The 18,698-nt window shown below is 72.4% G+C and carries 18 protein-coding genes; 12 read left to right on the top strand and 6 right to left on the bottom strand.

The genetic code is table 11. From position 1 onward, the window contains the following. The first annotated feature begins 49 nt into the window (after nucleotides 1–49). The 4 genes from OG230_RS27985 (at nucleotide 50) to OG230_RS27970 (ending at nucleotide 4,602) form a co-directional block, all read left to right on the top strand. Nucleotides 50–475 (top strand): OsmC family protein, encoded by a 426-nt coding sequence (locus OG230_RS27985; protein WP_328906493.1) that lies wholly within the window; start codon nucleotides 50–52, stop codon nucleotides 473–475. Nucleotides 476–610: 135 nt separating this feature from the next. Next, nucleotides 611–1,987 carry an alkaline phosphatase PhoX gene (locus OG230_RS27980; protein WP_328906492.1) on the top strand — a complete coding sequence of 459 codons (1,377 nt, stop codon included), beginning with the start codon at nucleotides 611–613 and terminating at the stop codon, nucleotides 1,985–1,987. Between the two features lie 146 nt (nucleotides 1,988–2,133). After that, on the top strand, nucleotides 2,134–3,594 hold the full coding sequence (locus OG230_RS27975; protein ID WP_328906491.1) for a nucleobase:cation symporter-2 family protein: 1,461 nt from the start codon (nucleotides 2,134–2,136) through the stop codon (nucleotides 3,592–3,594). A gap of 93 nt (nucleotides 3,595–3,687) precedes the next feature. After that, a complete protein-coding gene (locus OG230_RS27970; RefSeq protein ID WP_328906490.1) occupies nucleotides 3,688–4,602 on the top strand; it encodes a polysaccharide deacetylase family protein in 915 nt (304 codons plus the stop codon). A 12-nt stretch (nucleotides 4,603–4,614) separates the two neighbouring features. Here OG230_RS27970 and OG230_RS27965 read toward each other — a convergent pair whose 3' ends face one another. Genes OG230_RS27965 through OG230_RS27950 form a run of 4 tightly spaced genes read right to left on the bottom strand, consistent with a single transcriptional unit; the run spans nucleotide 4,615 to nucleotide 7,073 of the window. Next, complete coding sequence (locus OG230_RS27965) at nucleotides 4,615–4,803, bottom strand: hypothetical protein (RefSeq protein WP_328906489.1); 189 nt, start codon at nucleotides 4,801–4,803, stop codon at nucleotides 4,615–4,617. A gap of 14 nt (nucleotides 4,804–4,817) precedes the next feature. Then, nucleotides 4,818–5,486: an ABC transporter gene (locus OG230_RS27960; protein ID WP_328906488.1), complete on the bottom strand. Its 669-nt coding sequence runs from the start codon at nucleotides 5,484–5,486 to the stop codon at nucleotides 4,818–4,820. A gap of 1 nt (nucleotide 5,487) precedes the next feature. Further along, nucleotides 5,488–6,399, bottom strand: a complete 912-nt coding sequence (locus OG230_RS27955; RefSeq protein WP_328911558.1) for an ABC transporter ATP-binding protein — start codon at nucleotides 6,397–6,399, stop codon at nucleotides 5,488–5,490. After that, nucleotides 6,396–7,073: an AIM24 family protein gene (locus tag OG230_RS27950; protein ID WP_328906487.1), complete on the bottom strand. Its 678-nt coding sequence runs from the start codon at nucleotides 7,071–7,073 to the stop codon at nucleotides 6,396–6,398. The genes OG230_RS27955 and OG230_RS27950 overlap by 4 nt, the downstream gene beginning before the upstream one ends. 71 nt (nucleotides 7,074–7,144) lie before the next feature. Here OG230_RS27950 and OG230_RS27945 point away from each other — a divergent pair, with 71 nt between their 5' ends. From OG230_RS27945 to OG230_RS27920, 6 genes are all read left to right on the top strand, one after another. After that, nucleotides 7,145–7,903, top strand: coding sequence for a peptidyl-tRNA hydrolase (locus OG230_RS27945; RefSeq protein ID WP_328906486.1), 759 nt, complete (start codon nucleotides 7,145–7,147; stop codon nucleotides 7,901–7,903). Nucleotides 7,904–8,033: 130 nt separating this feature from the next. Continuing rightward, entirely contained in the window at nucleotides 8,034–8,780 is a 747-nt protein-coding gene (locus tag OG230_RS27940; RefSeq protein ID WP_328911557.1) for a DUF4142 domain-containing protein, read from the top strand. A 109-nt stretch (nucleotides 8,781–8,889) separates the two neighbouring features. Further along, entirely contained in the window at nucleotides 8,890–10,188 is a 1,299-nt protein-coding gene (locus OG230_RS27935) for a DUF692 domain-containing protein (RefSeq protein WP_328906485.1), read from the top strand. Nucleotides 10,189–10,192: 4 nt separating this feature from the next. Further along, complete coding sequence (locus OG230_RS27930; protein ID WP_328906484.1) at nucleotides 10,193–11,251, top strand: TIGR04222 domain-containing membrane protein; 1,059 nt, start codon at nucleotides 10,193–10,195, stop codon at nucleotides 11,249–11,251. Nucleotides 11,252–11,354: 103 nt separating this feature from the next. Then, nucleotides 11,355–12,149, top strand: a complete 795-nt coding sequence (locus tag OG230_RS27925) for a TIGR04222 domain-containing membrane protein (RefSeq protein WP_328906483.1) — start codon at nucleotides 11,355–11,357, stop codon at nucleotides 12,147–12,149. Nucleotides 12,150–12,261: 112 nt separating this feature from the next. Then, nucleotides 12,262–13,890 (top strand): alpha/beta hydrolase, encoded by a 1,629-nt coding sequence (locus OG230_RS27920; protein WP_328906482.1) that lies wholly within the window; start codon nucleotides 12,262–12,264, stop codon nucleotides 13,888–13,890. A gap of 32 nt (nucleotides 13,891–13,922) precedes the next feature. Here OG230_RS27920 and hemQ read toward each other — a convergent pair whose 3' ends face one another. Together hemQ and hemG are read right to left on the bottom strand one after the other, a co-directional pair. Then, nucleotides 13,923–14,648 carry a hydrogen peroxide-dependent heme synthase gene (hemQ, locus tag OG230_RS27915; protein WP_328906481.1) on the bottom strand — a complete coding sequence of 242 codons (726 nt, stop codon included), beginning with the start codon at nucleotides 14,646–14,648 and terminating at the stop codon, nucleotides 13,923–13,925. A gap of 4 nt (nucleotides 14,649–14,652) precedes the next feature. Further along, nucleotides 14,653–16,128, bottom strand: a complete 1,476-nt coding sequence (gene hemG / locus OG230_RS27910; RefSeq protein ID WP_328906480.1) for a protoporphyrinogen oxidase — start codon at nucleotides 16,126–16,128, stop codon at nucleotides 14,653–14,655. A 128-nt stretch (nucleotides 16,129–16,256) separates the two neighbouring features. Between hemG and OG230_RS27905 the strand changes: the two genes are divergently transcribed. Together OG230_RS27905 and OG230_RS27900 are read left to right on the top strand one after the other, a co-directional pair. Continuing rightward, nucleotides 16,257–17,234 carry a DUF4349 domain-containing protein gene (locus tag OG230_RS27905; RefSeq protein ID WP_328906479.1) on the top strand — a complete coding sequence of 326 codons (978 nt, stop codon included), beginning with the start codon at nucleotides 16,257–16,259 and terminating at the stop codon, nucleotides 17,232–17,234. 80 nt (nucleotides 17,235–17,314) lie between these two features. Next, entirely contained in the window at nucleotides 17,315–18,697 is a 1,383-nt protein-coding gene (locus OG230_RS27900) for an FAD-dependent oxidoreductase (protein WP_328906478.1), read from the top strand. Nucleotide 18,698 lies beyond the last annotated feature (1 nt).

Genomic DNA, 18,698 nt, shown 5'->3' with positions numbered 1-18,698 from the left:
TCACGTACGTCCGGCACCACCGCGAGCACACCGTTCGAAGGGATCCAGCATGGCTACCACGCGTCAGGCGCACACGGTCTGGGAAGGCAACCTGATCGAGGGCGAGGGCGTCGTCACCTTCGACTCCTCCGGCATCGGCGAGTACGCGGTCTCCTGGCCGTCGCGCGCGGAGAAGGCGAACGGCAAGACCAGCCCGGAGGAGCTCATCGCCGCAGCGCACTCCAGCTGCTTCTCGATGGCCCTCTCGAACGGCCTGGCCAAGGCCGGCACCACGGCGACCCGGCTGAACACCCAGGCCGAGGTGACGTTCCAGCCGGGCACCGGCATCACCGGCATCCACCTCACCGTCCAGGGCGAGGTGCCCGGGCTCGACGAGGCGGGCTTCGTGAAGGCCGCCGAGGACGCCAAGGCGAACTGCCCGGTCAGCCAGGCCCTGACGGGTACGACGATCACTCTTTCGGCGTCCCTGGTCTGATCGCACGGGCCCCTCGGACCACTGATGTCCCAGGCGCCACCATGAGGCTCAGTGGCCCGCATGGTTCCCGCGCGGCCATACGCGTGGTACACACATGCGGGTCACTTCACCTGTCCGCCAACAGGGAGTTGCCTCATGTCATCAGCATCACGACGACCCGCAACACGACGTCAGGTCCTGGCCGGGGGCGGTGCAGCCGCCGTCTCGATCACCTTCGCCGGAGCCTTCTCCGAACTCTTCGCGGGCACCTCCGCCGCGGTGGGCCACAGCGGTTACGGCCCTCTCGTCCCCGACCCGGACGGCCTGCTCGATCTGCCGAAGGGGTTCCGCTACCGGGTGCTCTCCCGGCAGGGCGACGAGCTGCGCTCCGGTGAGGGCGTCGTCCCCGGCAACCACGACGGAATGGCCGCCTTCCAGGGGCACCGCGGCCGTGTCCACCTCGTTCGCAACCACGAGAACCGGGCCACCGCCGCACTCGGGGTCCCCACCGTCGACGGCCTCACCTACGACCCGATGGGAAAGGGCGGCTGTACGGCCCTGGAGCTCGACAGCCGCGGCGCGGTCCTCGGTGAACGCGTCGCCATCGCGGGTACGGCGGTGAACTGCGCGGGCGGCCCGACCCCTTGGAACACCTGGCTGACCTGCGAGGAGACCGAGGACAAGGCCGGCACCAACGGCTACACCAAGGACCACGGCTTCGTCTTCGAGGTGGACGGCGCCGATCCGCGCCGTACCGGAGCCGTACCGCTGACCGCGATGGGGCGCTTCCAGCACGAGGCCGTCGCCATCGATCCGTCGAACGGGATCGTGTACGAGACGGAGGACGCGTTCCAGCGGCCGTTCGGGCTCTTCTACCGGTTCCTGCCCGAGAAGCCGCTGGGCGGCCGGGGCTCGCTGCGGGCGGGCGGCGCGCTGGAGGCCATGCGGGTGCCAGGCGTGCCCGACCTCTCCGCCGTGCAGGAGACCGGGGCGAGCTTCGGCGGGGTCGAGTGGGTGCCCGTACCCGATCCGCTGGCGGCCGAGACCCCGATCCGGCTCCAGGACTTCGGCCCGAAGGGCATCACGCACGCCCAGAAGCTTGAGGGCTGTTACTGGGGCGGGTCCTCGGTCTACTTCGTCTCCAGCTTCGCGCGCAGCTCGGAGGGGTCGTCCGCCGACCACTACGGGCAGGTGTGGCGTTACGAGCCGAAGCGGCGCCGTCTCACGCTGGTGGTCGTCTTCGGCCCGGAGACGGACATCCAGCTGCCCGGCGAGTCCCCCGACAACATCTGTCTCTCCGCCGACGGCGGTCTGATGGTGTGCGAGGACGGCAACGGGGCGCAGTACGTCCTCGGGGTGACCCGGCGGGGCGAGGTGTACACGATGGCGCGCGGCCGGCAGAACACCGGAACCCCGGAGGAGCCGGAGTGGGGCGAGTTCGCCGGAGTGACCTTCTCGCCGGACGGTCTGACGATGTATCTGAACTGCTACACGCCGGGGACGACCTTCGCCGTGACGGGGCCCTGGCACTGACCGGCTGAGCCGCGCGGGCCGGGGGCGGGACCACATGATCCCGCCCCCGGCCCCCGTAACAGCGGCGTAATCCCACGGCCGCACGCCCTCAAAGAACGCCTGGCTCAATGCTCTCCACTGGACTGACCAGCACCGGAGGGCATGTCATGGACGATTCACCGCAGGTTCGAGCCGCGCATCCCGTGGACCGCCGGCCTCCCCTGGGGAAGCTGGCGGTCTTCGGGTTCCAGCACGTCCTGATCATGTACACCGGCTGTGTCACCGTGCCGCTGGTCTTCGGTGCGGCGGCCGGGCTGTCCACCTCCACCATCGGCCTGCTGATCAACGCCGATCTCCTCGTCGCCGGTCTGATCACGCTGATCCAGAGCCTCGGCATCGGGAAGGTCTTCGGCATCAGGCTGCCGATCGTGACCGGTGCGACCTTCGCGTCGGTGACCCCGATGATCCTGATCGCGGGCGAGTACGGCATGCAGGCGGTCTACGGATCGATGCTCGCCGCCGGCCTCTTCGGACTGCTGATAGCCGTGCCGTTCGCCCGGCTCGTGCGCTTCTTCCCGCCGCTGGTGAGCGGTGTGGTGATCACGGTCGTCGGGCTCTCGCTGATCGGCGTGGCCGCGGGGCTGATCACCGGCAACGACCCGGAGGCGGCCGACTACGCGTCGACCACCCGGCTCGCGCTGGCGGCGGGCGTCATCCTGTTCATCGTGCTGTTCGCCCGCTTCGTCCGGGGCTTCGCCGGGCAGATCGGCGTGCTGGTCTCGCTCGTCCTGGGCACCCTGGTGGCGATCCCGCTGGACCTGACGGACTTCTCCGGGGTCTCGGGGGCGGACTGGGTGGGCCTCGCGGCCCCGTTCCACTTCGGCGCCCCGGAGTTCCCGCCGTCGGCGGTCATCTCCATGTGCGTCGTGATGCTGGTGATCTTCACCGAGTCGACCGCCACGATGATGGCGGTGGGCGAGTCCACCGGACGGCCCGTCACCGACAAGGACCTGGCCCGGGGGCTCGCCGCCGACGGTCTCTCCGGTGTCCTCGGCGGCACGATGAACTCCTTCATGGACACCGTCTTCACCCAGAACATCGGCCTCATCCGGCTGACGAAGGTCTCCAGCCGCTACGTCACCGCGGTGGCCGGCGGCATGCTGGTCGTCCTCGGCCTGATCCCCCGGCTCGGCGAACTGGTGGCCGCGCTGCCGGGTCCGGTGGTCGGGGCGGCGGGCCTGGTGCTGTTCGCCACGGTCACCATGGTCGGCGTGAACACGCTGCGCCGGGTCGATCTCGACCAGGGGCACAACATGACGATCGCCGCCGTGGCGCTCGGGGTGGGTCTGCTCCCGGAGGTCTCCGAGGGCATCTACGACGGCTTCCCGTCCTGGGCACAGATCGTGGTGGGCAGCGGCATCACGAGCGCCGCGTTCGCCGCGTTCCTGCTCAACCTCCTGTTCCACCACACCTCCTGGGGCCGGGAGAAGCCCGCAGCCGCAGAGCCGGTGACCGACTCCCCCGCGCGGGTGCCGGACGCACCCGAGCCGGCGCCGGATGCCGCAGCGGCGCCCGTGGCCGCCGTTCCCGCACAGGCGGGGGCCGTCAAGGCGTCGACAGCGGAGTGAATCCGGGGGTCGCCCGCAGCGCGTGGGCGCCGCCGGGCGGCTCTCCGCAGAGTGATCGGTTACGTTCCGAGAGTGACCCATTTTGTACGGAAAATGAATAATCTGACCGTTTTGGGGGCGGTACTCGGAAGCGGCCTCCTCGGGTGCGGAAGCTCGGAGGGCCCGCGTACCGACGGCCCCCGGACCGCGGCACACGCCCCCTCGCACTCCCCGGCGACCCCCTCGCGCTCCCCGGCGGCCCCTTCCGCTCCGGCCGGCGCGCTCGCGTCACCGCCCGCCGGACGGAAGCCGCCCACCATGGCACCGGGACCCGCCGGACTGACCCCGGTCTTCCTGCGCGGCCCGCGCGCAGGGACGGCAGGCGCCGGGACCCACGGCAAGGTGGTGGCGCTGACCTTCGACGCGGACATGACCGCGGATCAGGGGGCGCGCGCCGCCTCGGGCGAACACTTCGACAACCCGGAACTGATCGCGCTGCTGCGCCGGCTGAAGGTCCCCTCGACGGTCTTCATGACGGGCCGGTGGGCGCAGGAGTATCCGGCGCAGACAAGGTCCATCGGCACCGATCCGCTGTTCGAGATCGCCAACCACTCGTACCGCCACTACGCCTTCACGTCCCCCTGCTACGGCCTGCCGGTCGTCGAGGAGGCGGACATGCGCGACGACGTGCGCCGGGCCTTCGCCGCGTTCCGGAAGGCGGGGGCGCGCAACGTCGTCCCGTACTTCCGCTTCCCCGGCGGCTGCTACGACGACGCGGCGCTGCGCACCCTGGCGTCGGAGAAGGTGACGGCTGTGCAGTGGGACGTCGTCAGCGGTGACGCGTTCGCGAAGGACGCGGACGCGGTGGCGGAACAGGTGCTGGACGGGGTGACGCCGGGATCGCTCGTGGTCATGCACTGCACGCGCAGCGCCGCGCCCGTGACCGCCGAAGCGGTGCGGCGGGTCGTGCCGGAGCTGCGCAGGCGCGGCTACCGCTTCGTGAAGGTCTCCGAGCTGATGCGGGGCTGAGCGCCCGGCGGCTCAGCCGGAGCAGGCCCTGCGGCTCGCTTCCTGCCACTCGCACACCGGGCACAGGGTGATGCCCTTGGCCGACTCGGGATACTCGGTCGGCTTGCGGCACAGTACGCATTCGGCGAACGGAGGGCCCACGTCCGCGCCGGTGACCACGGGCTTGGGCGGCGCAGGAGGCTCGCAGTACGAATCGTCCATGCGTACGAGCCTACTCACCCGCGCCGTGGAACGAGGCAGGCGGCAAGGGCGGCGGCCCCGGCGGCGAGGACCACGGCGGCGAGCAGCGGCAGGACGGGCACGTCGACCGCCCCGGTCCGCGAACCGGAGACCAGCGCGGTCACCGCGTACCTCGCCGGTGAGCCGGCGGCGACCAGGGCGAGCAGGCAGCCGAGCACGGTGGCGGCGACGGACCAGCCGCGGGCGAGCAGCAGCGGCCTGGCGCAGAGGGCCCCGACGGCCGTGCCCACCAGGGCGCAGCAGAGGGCGGCGAGGAGTCCGGCCCATGCTGCCCCGGCCACGGGGACGGCGGCCGTGCGGTCGTTGCCGACGGGGCTGCTGACCAGCAGCACGAGCGCGGTGGCCGCGGCGCCCAGGGCCGCCGCGCATCCGAAGGCCGCGAGGAGCGTGGCGAGATGGAGCCTTCGCGGTCCCGCGACGGCCGCGGCGACGGTCCGGGCGGCGGGCGGTTCCTGGGTGACACAGAGCCGGACGAGCCAGGCGGCGACGGGCAGCAGAGCGGCTGCGGCGTAGCCGAGCGAGTCCAGCACGGGCTGCCCCGACCGGACGCCGACGCCGAGGAACGCCGCGTACAGGAGGACGGGGGCGAGCCAGCGCTGCGAGCGCAGGAGCAGGGCGGTCTGGTACCGGAGCAGGGCGGTCATGTCAGTCCTTCCGGAGCCCTGGGGCGGAGCGACCGGCGGACGGTTCGGGGGTGCTTCCCGTACGTCCGGTCTCCGGCACGGGCGACAGCCGCCGGATGTGCCAGGGCGGGCGGGCCGCGAGGAGCGCCCGCAGCAGATCGTCCGAGTGCGCGGCACCGACCGTGAGGTGCAGGGTCCCGGCGGGCCCGGGCGTCCGCGCGGGTGCGCCCGGCAGTCCGGGCGGCAGGGCTGCTCCCGGACTGCCCTCGGCCTCGATGCGGATGTGCGGTTCGGGCCGTACGACGGTGTCCGCCGCGGGCTCGCGCACCGGGACCACGGAGTGACCCTCGACCCGGTGGACGGCGCCGGCCGCTCCTGCGAGGCGGCGCGGGTCGTGGTCGACGAAGACGACGGTGGCGCCGGCCGCGACGCGTTCGACGACGGCCCGGTCCAGTTCCTCGCGGGCCGCGGCGTCCAGGCCGGTCCATGCCTCGTCCAGGACGAGGAGCCCCGGTGCGGCCAGGAGCGCCTGGGCGACGGCCACCTTCTGGCTGGTGCCCTTGGAGAGCTCCGCCAAGGGCGTCCGGGCGTACTCGGCCGCCCCGAACCGCACGAGCCACGCCTCGGCACTCCTGCGCGCCTCGGCGGTGCGCAGGCCCTGGACGCGGCCGAGGTGGACGAGGTAGTCGGCCGCACCGAACGGCAGGTCCACCGGGAAGCGCTCGGGGACGTACGACGTGCGCGGCACCCGGCCGGTGATCCGCCCCTCGCTCGGCGCCTCGATCCCCGCGAGCAGACGCAACAGGGTTGATTTCCCGGTGCCGTTGGCCCCCTCGATCCGGACCAGGGCCCCCGCGGGCAGGTCGAGATCGACCCCGCGCAGGACCCAGGGGCCGCCGAGGCCGTACCGGCGGCCCACTCCTCGCAGATTCAGCTGGACGACGCCTTCTCGGGCTTGGCCTCGCTCGGCCGCACGATGACGAACCCCTCGCCCTGGAGCATCAGTTGGACGGCCTCGCCCGAGCCGCCGCGCACCATCGAGCCGAAGCTCTGCGAGCGGTGCAGGGACGTCGTGAGCTGCTCGCTCCAGCCGACGACCGCGTCCGTGTCGACGTACACCGGCTGCTGCGCCGTGACGGGGATCACCAGCGGCTGCCCCTCACATATGAGTCCGAGCTTGCCGTATCCGCTGAAGACGCTGTTGAAGAGGCCGCCGCCGGTCATTCCGGCGCCCTTCACGGTCTTGATCTCGTACGAGAGGGTCGCGTCGAAACAGAGGACGTTGCGGCCGTTGACGGTCAGGACGTCGCCCTGCTCCATCTCCACGATGAAACAGCTCGCCGCCTCGTGGGCGAACCACGCCTCGCCCTGGCCGCGGACCGCCATGAGCGCCAGTCCCTCGCCGGTGACCGCGCGCTTGAGCATGCCGCCGATGCCCTGGCCCTTGCGCTCGAACTGGAGACTGCCGCGGAAGGCGATCATCGAGCCCTGGCGCGCGTGCATCTCACCGTTGACCGCGTACTTGATGGACTTGCTGTTCTGCAGGGTCATGCCGGGGACGGTCGCCTGCTGGACCATGTGCTCGCTGGAGAAAAGATCGCTCTTCATGCCGTGCATCCTCACCCGGAGCGTTTCGTTCCGCCAAGAAGCGTTTTCCGGGCGCCTGGCAGACTGGGCGGGTGAGCAGCAACGACATCCCCGCATCCGAGTCCCCCGCCGCGTCCGGGGCCGTGCCCCTTCCCGTGGACAGTCCGTTCCGTACGGAGCCGACCGACCGCGACGAGGCACCGCAGTACGTCCTGCCGTTGGTGGTGCACATCGAGAAGACGGCGCCCCCGGCCCGTACCGACGCCCTGCGGACCGCCGCCCGTGCGGTGCTCACGATCCTCTCCGACGAACGCTCGCTCGACGAGGGCGAGTGGGCCCGGGTCATGCGGGACTGGCAGGACGCCCGGATCCGCAAGGTGGTGCGCCGGGCACGCGGCGCGGAGTGGCGCAAGGCGTCCGCGCTGCCCGGGATCACGGTCACGGGCGACAGCGCCGAGGTGCGGGTGTTCCCGCCGGTGCCCCTGGACGGCTGGCCCAAGGAACTGGCCAAACTCCAGGTGTCGGGCACGGACCTGGACGACCCCGAGCCGCCGGCCGCGCCCGATCCGGCCGGCCCGGTGCTCTGGCTCAACCCCGACCTGGACATGTCCGCCGGCAAGACCATGGCCCAGGCCGGGCACGGCGCCCAGCTCGCCTGGTGGGAGCTGTCGGAGACGGAGCGCAAGGCGTGGCGCGAGGCCGGTTTCCCGCTCTCGGTCGCCACTCCGGACGCGGCCCGCTGGCGGGAACTCACCCTGAGCGGACTGCCGGTGGTGCGTGACGCCGGGTTCACCGAGATCGCGCCGGGGTCCTGCACGGTGGTCGCCGACCATCCCGCACTGCGCCGCTGACTGAACATCCCTGCGCACACTTACGTACCTCCCGATACTGCCGTACCGGCATTACCGCCAAGTAGCCTGCACGGCGAATCAGTTGGCGGTTGATTCGACGCTGTCACGCATCGGCCCGGGAGACATCTTGTTGCGACGCATCAACGGAACGGCCCTCATCATCGCGGCACTTGTCGCCACGCTCGGCGCGCTCGCCTTCCCCGTCTGGTCGTACGCCGACCGCTCGGGCACCGGCGAGGCGAATCTCAACGCGTCGAGCGTCGCCACCCAGTGGGGCCCGCTCTCCGCGACCGACCGGGAGTTCCTGGTCAAGGTGCGGCTCGCCGGGCTGTGGGAGCTGCCCGCCGGGCAGCAGGCGATCCAGCGGGCCCCGAGCGAGGCGACGAAGGCCGCCGGGGACCACCTCGTGGTGGGCCACACGGATCTGGACCGGAGGGCCCGGGACGTGGCGGCGAAGCTCGGGATGGAACTGCCGAACCAGCCCACCGAGCAGCAGCAGGGCTGGCTGCGGGAGCTCACGGCGGCGAGCGGCGAGGAGTACGAGCGGAAGTTCGCCAATCTGCTGCGGGCCGCGCACGGGAAGGTCTTCGCGCTGATCGCCCAGGTGCGGCACACCACCCGCAACTCGCTGATACGGCAGCTGGCCTCGGACGCCAACCAGACGGTGCTCGATCACATCACCATGCTGGAGGGCACCGGCTTCGTCGACTTCGACGGCCTGGCACGCGAGGCCGCGGGCTCCTCGACGGCCACTCCCTCGGGACCGCCCGTGTCGTCCGGCGGCGCGGTGCCGCAGGTTCCGGTGCCGGTCACGCCGACCGGGGACCAGTCGTTCACCTCACGTCCGGTACCCCCCACAATGATGCCGATGCCCTGACAGGGGGCACGCGGGGAACCTCAAATCAAGCTCTGAACGTCCCCCTGTTCGGATTCACGACCGCCCGCCGGGGCCATCACCCCTGCAGAGCGGACCGAGGGGGACACACATGAAGCTGGGAATCGGGATCGGCTGGCGGCCGGAGATCGCCGACGCCGTGGCGGCGCTGCCCGGGATCGACTGGGTCGAGGCGGTCGCGGAGAACATCTGCACCGGCCATCCGCCGGACGCGCTGATGCGGCTCAGGGAACGCGGCGTCACGGTCGTGCCGCACGGCGTCTCGCTCGGGCTCGGCGGGGCGGACCGGCCGGACCCGGGCCGCCTCTCGGCCCTGGCGGCGCGGGCCACCCTGCTCGGTGCGCCGCTGGTGACGGAGCACATCGCGTTCGTACGCGGCGGGGGGCCGCTCACCGCGTCGCCGAGGCTCGAAGCGGGCCATCTGCTGCCCGTGCCCCGCACCTGGGACGCGCTGGACGTCCTGTGCGAGAACGTACGGATCGCGCAGGACTCGCTGCCGGTGCCCCTGGCCCTGGAGAACATCGCCGCGCTGGTCTCCTGGCCGGACGAGCAGATGACCGAGGGGCAGTTCCTCGCGGAGCTCGTCGAGCGCACCGGGGTCCGGCTGCTCATCGACGTCGCCAATCTGCACACCAACCACGTCAACCGCGGCGAGGACCCGGCGACGGCGCTCGACGAGCTGCCGGTCGAGGCCATCGCGTACGTCCATGTGGCGGGCGGCGTCCAGAAGGACGGCGTCTGGCACGACACGCACGCGCACCCCGTGACGCAGCCCGTGCTGGACGTCCTCGCCGAGCTGCGCTCCCGGGTCGACCCGCCGGGAGTGCTGCTGGAGCGCGACGACGACTTCCCGCCGGCCGCCGAGCTGGCGGACGAACTGACCACGATCCGCACGACCCTGGTGACCGCCAGGGCCGCCTCCCCGGGCGGCCGGGTACGCACCGGGGCCGTACGCCCCGAACGGACCTCGTCCGCGACGGAGGCCGCGCGGGACCGCAGCGCCGTGGCACAGACCGCCCTGCTCTCGGCCCTCGTCGCCGGCACCCCCGCCCCGGAGGGCTTCGACCACCGGCGGCTCGGGGTGCAGAGCCGGGCCCTGGCCGCCAAGCGGGCCGGTGTCGTCGCGAAGGTGGCCCCGGAACTCCCGGAGATCCTCGGCGACGGCTACCGCCGCGCCTTCCTCGCCTACGCCAGGACCCACCCCATGTCCGACGGGTACCGTCGCGACGCGGTGGACTTCGCGGAACAGCTGCTGATCGACGGACTGCCCTCGGACGGCGCGGCCCGGCGGCGGCTGACCCGCTGGTGGCAGGACCAGGTCGATCCCCGACCGCCCCGCCGCTCCGTACGACTGGTCCGAGCGGCCCGTGCCGCCCTCGTGGGGAAGTGAACCGATGAACGCTCTCGCCCTTCTGCTGACACTCGCCGTCGCCGTGTCGTCGGCGCTCCTGATCGCCCGTACCGTCGCCGCGGGCCGCTCCGCCGCCGGAGCCGACAGCCCCGTGCACGACCTCTACGAGGCGGCGTTCCTCAACGGCGGCCCGGCCAGGGTCGTGGACACCGCGCTGACCGCCATGCACACGGACGGACGGCTGGCCGTCGGCGGTCCGGGGATCGTCGCCGTCCTGCGCGGCGAAGCCCGCGACCCGGTGGAACGAGCCGTTCTCCAGGAGCTGGCCGCCGCACCGAGCGGCGCTCTGCACACACTTCGGCAGGCGGTGATGCGCCACCCGGCCGTGCAGGAGACCGGCGACGGGCTCGCGGCGCGCGGGCTCCTCGTCTCCCCCGGCACGAACGGCCCGCGCCGCAGGTGGGCCCTCGTCCAGGGCGTCGGCTGCATGGTGGCGCTGCCGGTCTCCCTGGTGCTCACGTTCCTTCAGTACGTTCTGCACGAGGGCTACTCGGACATCCCGTTCCCGTTCATCGTCAAGGTGCTGCCCGCGCTTCTGGCCGGTTCCGTGATCGGCATGATCGTGGCGTCGTCCGCGCGGGCGAGGATCACCAAGGCGGGGCGCCGGGCGGCCGACGGCTACCGCGCCGCGTACGCCCAGGCGATGACACCCGCCCAGCTGGTGGCCACGCTCGGGCTGCGCGCGCTGCCCGATCCCGGCCTCCAGGCCCAGTTGGCCGCCGCTGCGCGCGTCAGGACCACCGGACGGCAGCGGACCACCATGAACACGCACTCCTCGGACGCCTCCGCGGTTCTGCTCGTGCCGACGGTGTGGTGCGCCGGCGCCGGTCCCGGCAGCGCGAGCTGCGGGAGTTCCGGCGGAGGCGGGGGCGGTGGCGTCAGTTGCGGCTCCGGCGGGGCCGGCTGCAGTTCAGGCTGCGGAGGAAGCAGCGGCGGGGGCTCCAGTTGCGGCAGCAGCAGCGGCGGGTCGAGCTGCGGCAGCAGCAGCGGGTCGAGCTGCGGCAGCAGTTCCGGCGGCTCCAGCTGCGGCAGCAGCTCCTGAGCGCGGAACAGAACGCGCCACGCGTACCAGCCGGTGGACCACATCTCTTCCACATGATGAACAGGGCATGGCGTTCCGTTCGCCCCTCGCATACAAATCCGGCATGCTCTGGGTCTTGTTTCTACTGGTCGCGTGGGCCGTGGCGGCCGTATCGTGCCTCCGCCTCTGCCTCGCCACCGCCGCCGCGGCGCCTCGGCCCGCCGCCGCACGGGAATCCGCGCACCCCGCGCTGAATCTCTACGAGACGGCCTTCCTGGCCGGGGGGCCGCACCGGGTCGCCGATCTCGCGCTGGTCTCCATGCATCTGCGGCGCCGGCTGCTGCTCGCCCACACCGGCTGGGCGACGGTCGTCGACCCGGAAGGCCGCGACGAGGTCGAACGCACCGTCATACGGGCCATAGGGCCGGAGGGCCAGTCCCGGATCGCGCCGATACGGGCCGCGGCGGCTGCCGCCGACGCCGTACGCGCGCTCGCGGACCGGCTCGTCGCCGCGGGGCTGGCCGTTCCGCACGGGACCCGCACGGGCGTCGCGTCGGCGGCGCGTACGGTGCGGGCCTCGGCGGTGTTCGTCGTGGTGCTGGCCGTCGCCGCGCTGCTCCTCCCCGGCCGGGAACCGGGTGGCGCGGGCCCGGTGGCGGCCTGGTTCGCGCTGCCGCTCGTCCTCACGCTGGGCTGCCTCGCGATCGCCCGGGTCGAGAACCATCCGTACAGCCCGTGGGCCTCCCCGTCGGGACAGCGGTGGCTGGACTCGCTGCCCGCTCCGGTATCGGGAGCGGACCGCGACCTGCTGGCGGCGGTGGCGGTGCAGGGGGTGCGCGCCGTCGAGGACCCCGCGGTACGCGCGGCCCTGACGGCCCGTCACACGGTCTGGTCGACCCATCCGGGGCATTACATATGACATTGCAGTGTGGTGCTTTACATCGCTGATCACGCGCCCGACCATCCCCCTTCGGCTTCGCAGGCCCCCTACCGGGCCCACCGGCCCCGCCGGCTGTACGAAGGGAACGCGCGTGAGAGCAGCAGCGCTGTACGGAACCATGGTGTGCGTGGCCCTGTCGGTCGTGGCCGCTCCCGTCCCCGCCGCCACGGGCCTCGACCGCACGGCCGCCACCGCCCCTACCGCTGCCGCCACCATGGCCGAGACCCGCGGCACCGCGGTCGCCGCGGCCCGCGCGGCAGCGGCCGGTATCTCCTTCGGGCCGTGCCCCGAGGAGGAGATGCTGCCCGACTTCCTCCGCTGCGGCACCGTCGCCGTCCCGCTCGACTACGCGGCGCCGTACGGCCGGCAGATCGAACTCGTCGTCAGCCGCGTCCGGGCGACCGGCAGCGCAGGCGAGCGCCAGGGAGCGTTCGTCTACAACCCCGGCGGCCCCGGCGCGTCCAGCATCACCTTCCCGCTGGTCGGCGAGATGACGGAGTGGAAGAAGATCGCCCGCGCGTACGACATGGTGGGCTACGCGCCGCGCGGTGTCACGCCGTCGGCGCCGCTCTCCTGCCAGGACCCCGCCGAGTTCGCCGCGGCCCCGGCCGCTGCGCCGGTGCATCCCTCACCGGCGTACAAGGAACGGCGGATCGCGGCGGCGAAGGCGTACGCGGAGGGCTGCGCGCGCGACGCGGGTCCGGCGCTGCGGCACTACACCTCGCTCAACAACGCCCGCGATCTGGACGTCCTGCGGGCGGCGCTGGGTGAGCGGAAGCTGACGTTCATGGGTGCCTCGTACGGGACGTACTTCGGCGCGGTGTACGCGACGCTCTTCCCCTCCCACGTACGGCGCATGGTCTTCGACTCGGCCGTCGACCCGTCACCGGACCAGATCTGGTACCGCTCCAACCTCGACCAGTCACTGGCCTTCGAGTCCCGCTGGAAGGACTTCCGCACCTGGGTGGCCAAGCATGATGTGACATATCACCTTGGAACGTCACCCGAGGCGGTGCAGCGGAGTTACGAGACGGTGCGCGCCGGCGTGGCACGTCGGCCCGCGGGCGGGAAGGCCGGTCCCGCGCAACTGCACGCCGCGCTGCTCGGTGCCGTGTACTACGACGACTACTGGGCGATGCGGGCGACCGCTCTCTCGGAGTACGTACGGGGCAACCCGCAGCCGCTGGCCGAACAGGCGTCGCCCCGTGCGGTGACGGCCCAGGGCGACGAGAACGCCAACGCGGTCTACACCGCGGTCCAGTGCAACGACGCCCCCTGGCCGACGGACCGGCGGGTCTGGGACCGCGACCACACGGCGGTCGCGAGGGTCGCCCCGTTCGGGACCTGGGCCAACGCCTGGAAGAACCTGCCGTGCGCCTACTGGCCCGCGCCCCGGCAGGAGCCGGTCGACGTCGGCACCGAGTGGGACGAGCTGCCCCCGGTGCTGATCCTGGCGGCCGAGCGTGACGCGGCGACGCCGTACGAGGGGGCCCTGGAGCTTCAGCGGCGGCTGCGCGGCGCGGCGCTCGTGACGGAGCGGGACGCCGGTTCGCACGGCGTCGGCGGCAGCAACAACGCCTGCGTCAACAGGCATCTGGAGACGTACCTGCTGACGGGAAGAACACCGGTGCGGCGCGCGGACTGCGCGCCGCACCGGGAGCCGAACCCGGTGTCGCTGGAACGGCGGGCGGGGCAGAGTCTGCCGGTGCCCGCCGTCTGATCTTCCGGGTTGGGGTGGTCGGGAATCGCTGGTTATGCGAGCCCGGCCACCAGGTCTGCGACCGACTTGCGACGTCCCGTGTAGAACGGGACCTCTTCGCGGACGTGGAGGCGCGCCTCGGAGGCGCGGAGGTGACGCATGAGGTCGACGATGCGGTACAGCTCGTCGGCCTCGAACGCGAGGAGCCACTCGTAGTCGCCGAGGGAGAAGGAGGCGACGGTGTTGGCGCGGACGTCCGGGTAGCCGCGGGCCATCTTGCCGTGGTCCGCGAGCATGCGGCGACGGTCCTCGTCCGGCAGCAGGTACCAGTCGTAGGAGCGCACGAAGGGGTAGACGCTGATGTAGTTGCGCGGCGTCTCGTCGGCCAGGAAGGCCGGGATGTGCGACTTGTTGAACTCGGCGGGGCGGTGCAGCGCCATGTTCGACCAGACCGGCTCCAGGGCGCGGCCCAGCTTGGTGCGCCGGAAGAGGTTGTACGCCTCCTGGAGCTCGTCGGCGGTCTCCGCGTGCCACCAGATCATGAGGTCGGCGTCGGCGCGCAGCCCGGACACGTCGTACGTGCCGCGCACGGTGATGTCCTTGGCCGCGAGCTGGTCGAACAGTTCCTGGACCTCGTCGGCGTACCCGGCACGGTCCAGCGGCAGCACGTCGCGCAGCTTGAAGACGGACCACAGCGTGTAGCGGATGACCTCGTTGAGGTCCTTGGCCTTCTTGCCGGCGTTGGGGGCCTTGGATGTCGCAGTCTCAGGAGCACTCATACGGCTATTGTCCCGCCTCGCTCCGAGTGCCCTGAACCAGGGGTGGGGTGTCGATGATCTCTCCCGCGATGTCGTGGGTGATCTCGTCCGCCGCGCGCTGTGCGCTCGCGATGCAGGCGGGGATGCCGACGCCGTCGTACACCGCGCCGCAGACCCGGAGGGCCGGCAGCTTCGCGACCTCCTCGCGGATGCGGGCGACCCTGGTGAGATGCCCGACCGGGTACTGCGGGAGGCCGCCGATCCACCGGGTGACCTCGGTCTCGACGGGTGTGGCCGCGAGTCCGGTCGCTTCGGCGAGATCGCGCAGGGACACGTCGACGAGTTCGGTGTCCTCGCGGTGGAGGTGGTCCTCCTCGCCGTACCGGCCGACGGACGTCCGCAGGACGAAGAGGTCGGGGGCGGAGTCCGCGACCCACTGCCACTTGTTGCTGGAGAAGGTGGACGCCTTGATCGTGTGGCCGTCGACCGGCGGTACGAGGAAGCCGGAGCGCCCCCGCAGTGCCTCGGTCGCGGCGAGGTCGGAGCGCCGGAACGCCATGGTGACCAGGGCCATCGAGGCGTACTCGACCCCGGCCAGTTCGGCGGAGGCGGCCGGGGACTCGGCGGCGAGGAGTGTGGAGGCGGACCAGGCGGGGGTGGCGAGGACGATCCCGTCGGCGGTGATCACGCGGGCGTCGGTCCGTACGTCCCAGCCCGCGGCGGTCCGGGTCAGGCCGAGGACGGGCGTACGGGTCAGGATCTCGGCGCCCCCGGCGCGTACGGCGTCGGCCACGGCGTCGGGCAGGGTGCCGATGCCGCCGTCGATGCCCTGGAAGACCGGTCCCGTCTGCTGCCGGGCGGCGGCCCTCTCCTGGGCCCGCCGCACTCCGTCGAGCAGCGAACCGCCCTCCTTCACGACCTCGAAGAGCTGCGGTACGGCGGCCCGCATCGAGATCCGGTAGGCGTCGCCCGCGTACACCCCGCCGAGCAGGGGTTCGACGAGCCGGTCGACGACCTCGCGGCCGAGCCGGTCGGCGACGTACGCGCCCACCGCGACGTCGTCGCCGACGGCGGTGGGGGTCAGTTCGCGTTCCTCGGCGATCCGGGCGAGACCCGCAGGGGAGAGCACGCCGCTGAGCGCCGCCGGGTCACCCGGTACTCCCATGAGGTGGCCCTTGGGCATGGGGCGCAGCGCGTCCCGTGTCCACACCGAGGCGGTGGCGGTGGCGGGCGGCTGGAGCCGGTCACCGAGTCCGACGGCCCGGGCGAGCTCGACCGCTTCGGGGCGGCGCGCGAGCATCGACTCGGCTCCGAGGTCGACCCGTGTACCGGCGATCTCGCCCGTCATGAGCTTGCCACCGACCCGGTCCGTCGCCTCGAGGAGCGTGACCCGCAGGCCGGTGGAGAGCAGCCGGTGCGCGGCGGCCAGGCCGGCGATGCCGCCGCCGATGACGACGACATGACCCGTGCGCGTGTTCACGCGCTGATGAGAACCCTGCATGGGTCCACTCTCTCAAACCCGTACCGAGTCCCGACCGTGACCGCATCGAAACCGCTGACGGGCAACCCGTACCGGGGGCCCGTACGTCGAACCGGCAACGTCAGACCACCACCCTGGGGGGCCCAGTCATGAACACCGAACGCCACGTGGACCGACCACTCGCCCTGTCGCTTCCCGACCGGCGGAGCCGGCGCACCACCGCGGCTCTGGCCGCGGGTCTGCTCGCCGCCGTGCTGGCCGTCGGCGGCTGCGGCGCCGGCAGCGACGACGCGGCCACTAAGAGCATGGCCCAGTCGGACACGAAGGAGGGGGCCGGTTCGGCGGCGGACAGGTCCGGGGAACGGTCCGCCGACGGCTCGAAGAGCGCGCCGGAGAGCGGCCGTCCGAAGGCCGTCACCCATGTCATCCGCACGGCCACCCTGTTCGTCGAGGTGAAGAGCGTACCGAGGGCGGTCGCCGCGGCACGGGCCGCGGCCGAGGGCGCCGGGGGTCTCGTGTCGAACGAGACCACGGAGCGGATCGACGACGAGCACGAGAGCTCGCACCTCGTGCTGCGGGTGCCCGAGGACCGGTACCAGGACGTGCTGCGGAGTCTCGCGGGTTCGGGGAAGCTGCTGTCGCGTACGTCGAACGCGAAGGACGTCACCGATCAGGTCGTCGACATCGACAGCAGGATCGCCACCCAGCGGGCGAGCGTCACGCGGGTCCGCAAGCTGATGGACCAGGCGGAGAAGCTCACCGACGTGGTCACGCTGGAAGGCGAACTGAGCAGTCGGCAGGCTTCCTTGGAGTCGCTCCTCGCCCAGCAGGCCAGTCTGAAGGACCGCACCTCGCTGGCCACCATCACGCTCGACCTGGCCGAGCCCGACTCCCCGGTCGCGAAGCCGGGTGACGACGAGCCGGGCTTCCTGGACGCCCTGGGCGGCGGCTGGGACGCGTTCGTGACGATGCTGCGCTGGATCGCCATGGCGATCGGGGCGTCGGCCCCGTTCCTGGCCGTGGCGGCGATCGCTCTGCTGGTCTGGCGACGGCTGCGCCGCCGCACCCCGCAGGCACCGGCCGCCGGCCCGTCCGAGGCGGCGCCCTCCGGCCCGTCCGGGGACTGAGTGCACCGCGGGGCCCGCACGCCCCGCACCTGTACGACGCCGTAGCGTGGGCCCAGGACATCGCGGCGAAGGGACCCGGCATGGCAGCGGAGCGACTGGTCGTCATCGGGGGCGACGCGGCGGGCATGTCCGCCGCGTCGCAGGCCCGCAGGCTCAAGGGGCCCGACGAGCTGAGCATCGTCGCCTTCGAACGGGGCCACTTCACCTCGTACTCCGCCTGCGGCATCCCGTACTGGGTGGGCGGCGACGTCGAGCAGCGTGACGACCTCGTCGCGCGTACGCCCGAGGAACACCGGGCCCGGGACATCGATCTGCGGATGCGCACCGAGGTGACGGAGATCGACGTCGCCGGACAGCGAGTGCGCGCCGTGGACCGGGACAGCGGCGAGACGTCCTGGACGGGCTTCGACAAGCTGGTGATCGCGACGGGCGCCCGCCCGGTCCGCCCGGAGCTGCCGGGGATGGACGCCGCCGGTGTGCACGGGGTGCAGACCCTGGACGACGGGCAGGCGCTGCTGAACTCCCTGGACCGGGCGCCGGGGCGGCGTGCGGTCGTCGTCGGCGCGGGCTACATCGGCGTCGAGATGGCGGAGGCGATGCTGAATCGCGGCTTCGAGGTCACGGTGCTCAACCGCGGGGCGCAGCCGATGGCGACGCTCGACCCCGACATGGGCCGGCTGGTGCACGAGGCGATGGACGGCCTGGGCATCACGACGGTGAACGGTGCGGCGGTCACCAGGATCCTCACCGGGCCCGACGGCCGGGTCACCGCCGTCGCCACGGACGCGGAGACCTATCCGGCCGATGTCGTGGTGCTCGGTATCGGCGTCACGCCGGAGACGGAGCTGGCCCGTGCCGCGGGCCTCCCGACCGGTGCGCACGGCGGCCTGCTGACGGACCCGTCGATGCGGGTCACGGGCCACGAGAACATCTGGGCGGGCGGCGACTGCGTCGAGGTCCTGGACCTGGTGTCGGGCCGTCCGCGCCACATCGCGCTGGGCACGCATGCCAACAAGCACGGCCAGATCATCGGGGCGAACGTGGGCGGCGGGTACGGGACGTTCCCCGGCGTCGTCGGTACGGCGGTGAGCAAGGTCTGCGATCTGGAGATCGCCAGGACGGGGCTGCGCGAGAAGGACGCGAGGGCGGTGGGGCTGCGGTTCGTCACGGCGACGATCGAGTCGACCGGCCGGGCCGGCTACTACCCGGGGGCGCGGCCGATGACGGTGAAGATGCTCGCGGAGTACCGCACGGGGCGGCTGCTCGGCGTGCAGATCGTGGGACGCGACGGGGCCGCCAAGCGCGTGGACATCGCCGCGGTGGCACTCACCGCGCGGATGACGGTGGATCAGATGACGGCGCTCGATCTGGGCTACGCCCCGCCGTTCTCACCGGTCTGGGACCCGATCCTGGTGGCGGCCCGCAAGGCGAGCGCGGCGGTGCGGGCGGCGGGTACGGCCTGAC

Source organism: Streptomyces sp. NBC_00234 (assembly GCF_036195325.1).
In the GTDB taxonomy this organism is placed as follows: Bacteria; Actinomycetota; Actinomycetes; order Streptomycetales; family Streptomycetaceae; genus Streptomyces.
This window is presented reverse-complemented; position numbering and strand designations above follow the sequence as displayed.

Bases quoted from the DNA above. Each gene is read 5' to 3' on its own strand.
- OG230_RS27960 (WP_328906488.1), bottom strand. From the start codon at position 5,486: ATGACCGCCCTGCTCCGGTACCAGACCGCCCTGCTCCTGCGCTCGCAG.
- hemQ (WP_328906481.1), bottom strand. From the start codon at position 14,648: ATGAGTGCTCCTGAGACTGCGACATCCAAGGCCCCCAACGCCGGCAAG.
- OG230_RS27935 (WP_328906485.1), top strand. From the start codon at position 8,890: ATGAAGCTGGGAATCGGGATCGGCTGGCGGCCGGAGATCGCCGACGCC.
- OG230_RS27930 (WP_328906484.1), top strand. From the start codon at position 10,193: ATGAACGCTCTCGCCCTTCTGCTGACACTCGCCGTCGCCGTGTCGTCG.
- OG230_RS27985 (WP_328906493.1), top strand. From the start codon at position 50: ATGGCTACCACGCGTCAGGCGCACACGGTCTGGGAAGGCAACCTGATC.
- OG230_RS27900 (WP_328906478.1), top strand. From the start codon at position 17,315: ATGGCAGCGGAGCGACTGGTCGTCATCGGGGGCGACGCGGCGGGCATG.
- OG230_RS27905 (WP_328906479.1), top strand. From the start codon at position 16,257: ATGAACACCGAACGCCACGTGGACCGACCACTCGCCCTGTCGCTTCCC.
- OG230_RS27965 (WP_328906489.1), bottom strand. From the start codon at position 4,803: ATGGACGATTCGTACTGCGAGCCTCCTGCGCCGCCCAAGCCCGTGGTC.
- OG230_RS27970 (WP_328906490.1), top strand. From the start codon at position 3,688: ATGAATAATCTGACCGTTTTGGGGGCGGTACTCGGAAGCGGCCTCCTC.
- hemG (WP_328906480.1), bottom strand. From the start codon at position 16,128: ATGCAGGGTTCTCATCAGCGCGTGAACACGCGCACGGGTCATGTCGTC.
- OG230_RS27980 (WP_328906492.1), top strand. From the start codon at position 611: ATGTCATCAGCATCACGACGACCCGCAACACGACGTCAGGTCCTGGCC.
- OG230_RS27925 (WP_328906483.1), top strand. From the start codon at position 11,355: ATGCTCTGGGTCTTGTTTCTACTGGTCGCGTGGGCCGTGGCGGCCGTA.
- OG230_RS27950 (WP_328906487.1), bottom strand. From the start codon at position 7,073: ATGAAGAGCGATCTTTTCTCCAGCGAGCACATGGTCCAGCAGGCGACC.
- OG230_RS27975 (WP_328906491.1), top strand. From the start codon at position 2,134: ATGGACGATTCACCGCAGGTTCGAGCCGCGCATCCCGTGGACCGCCGG.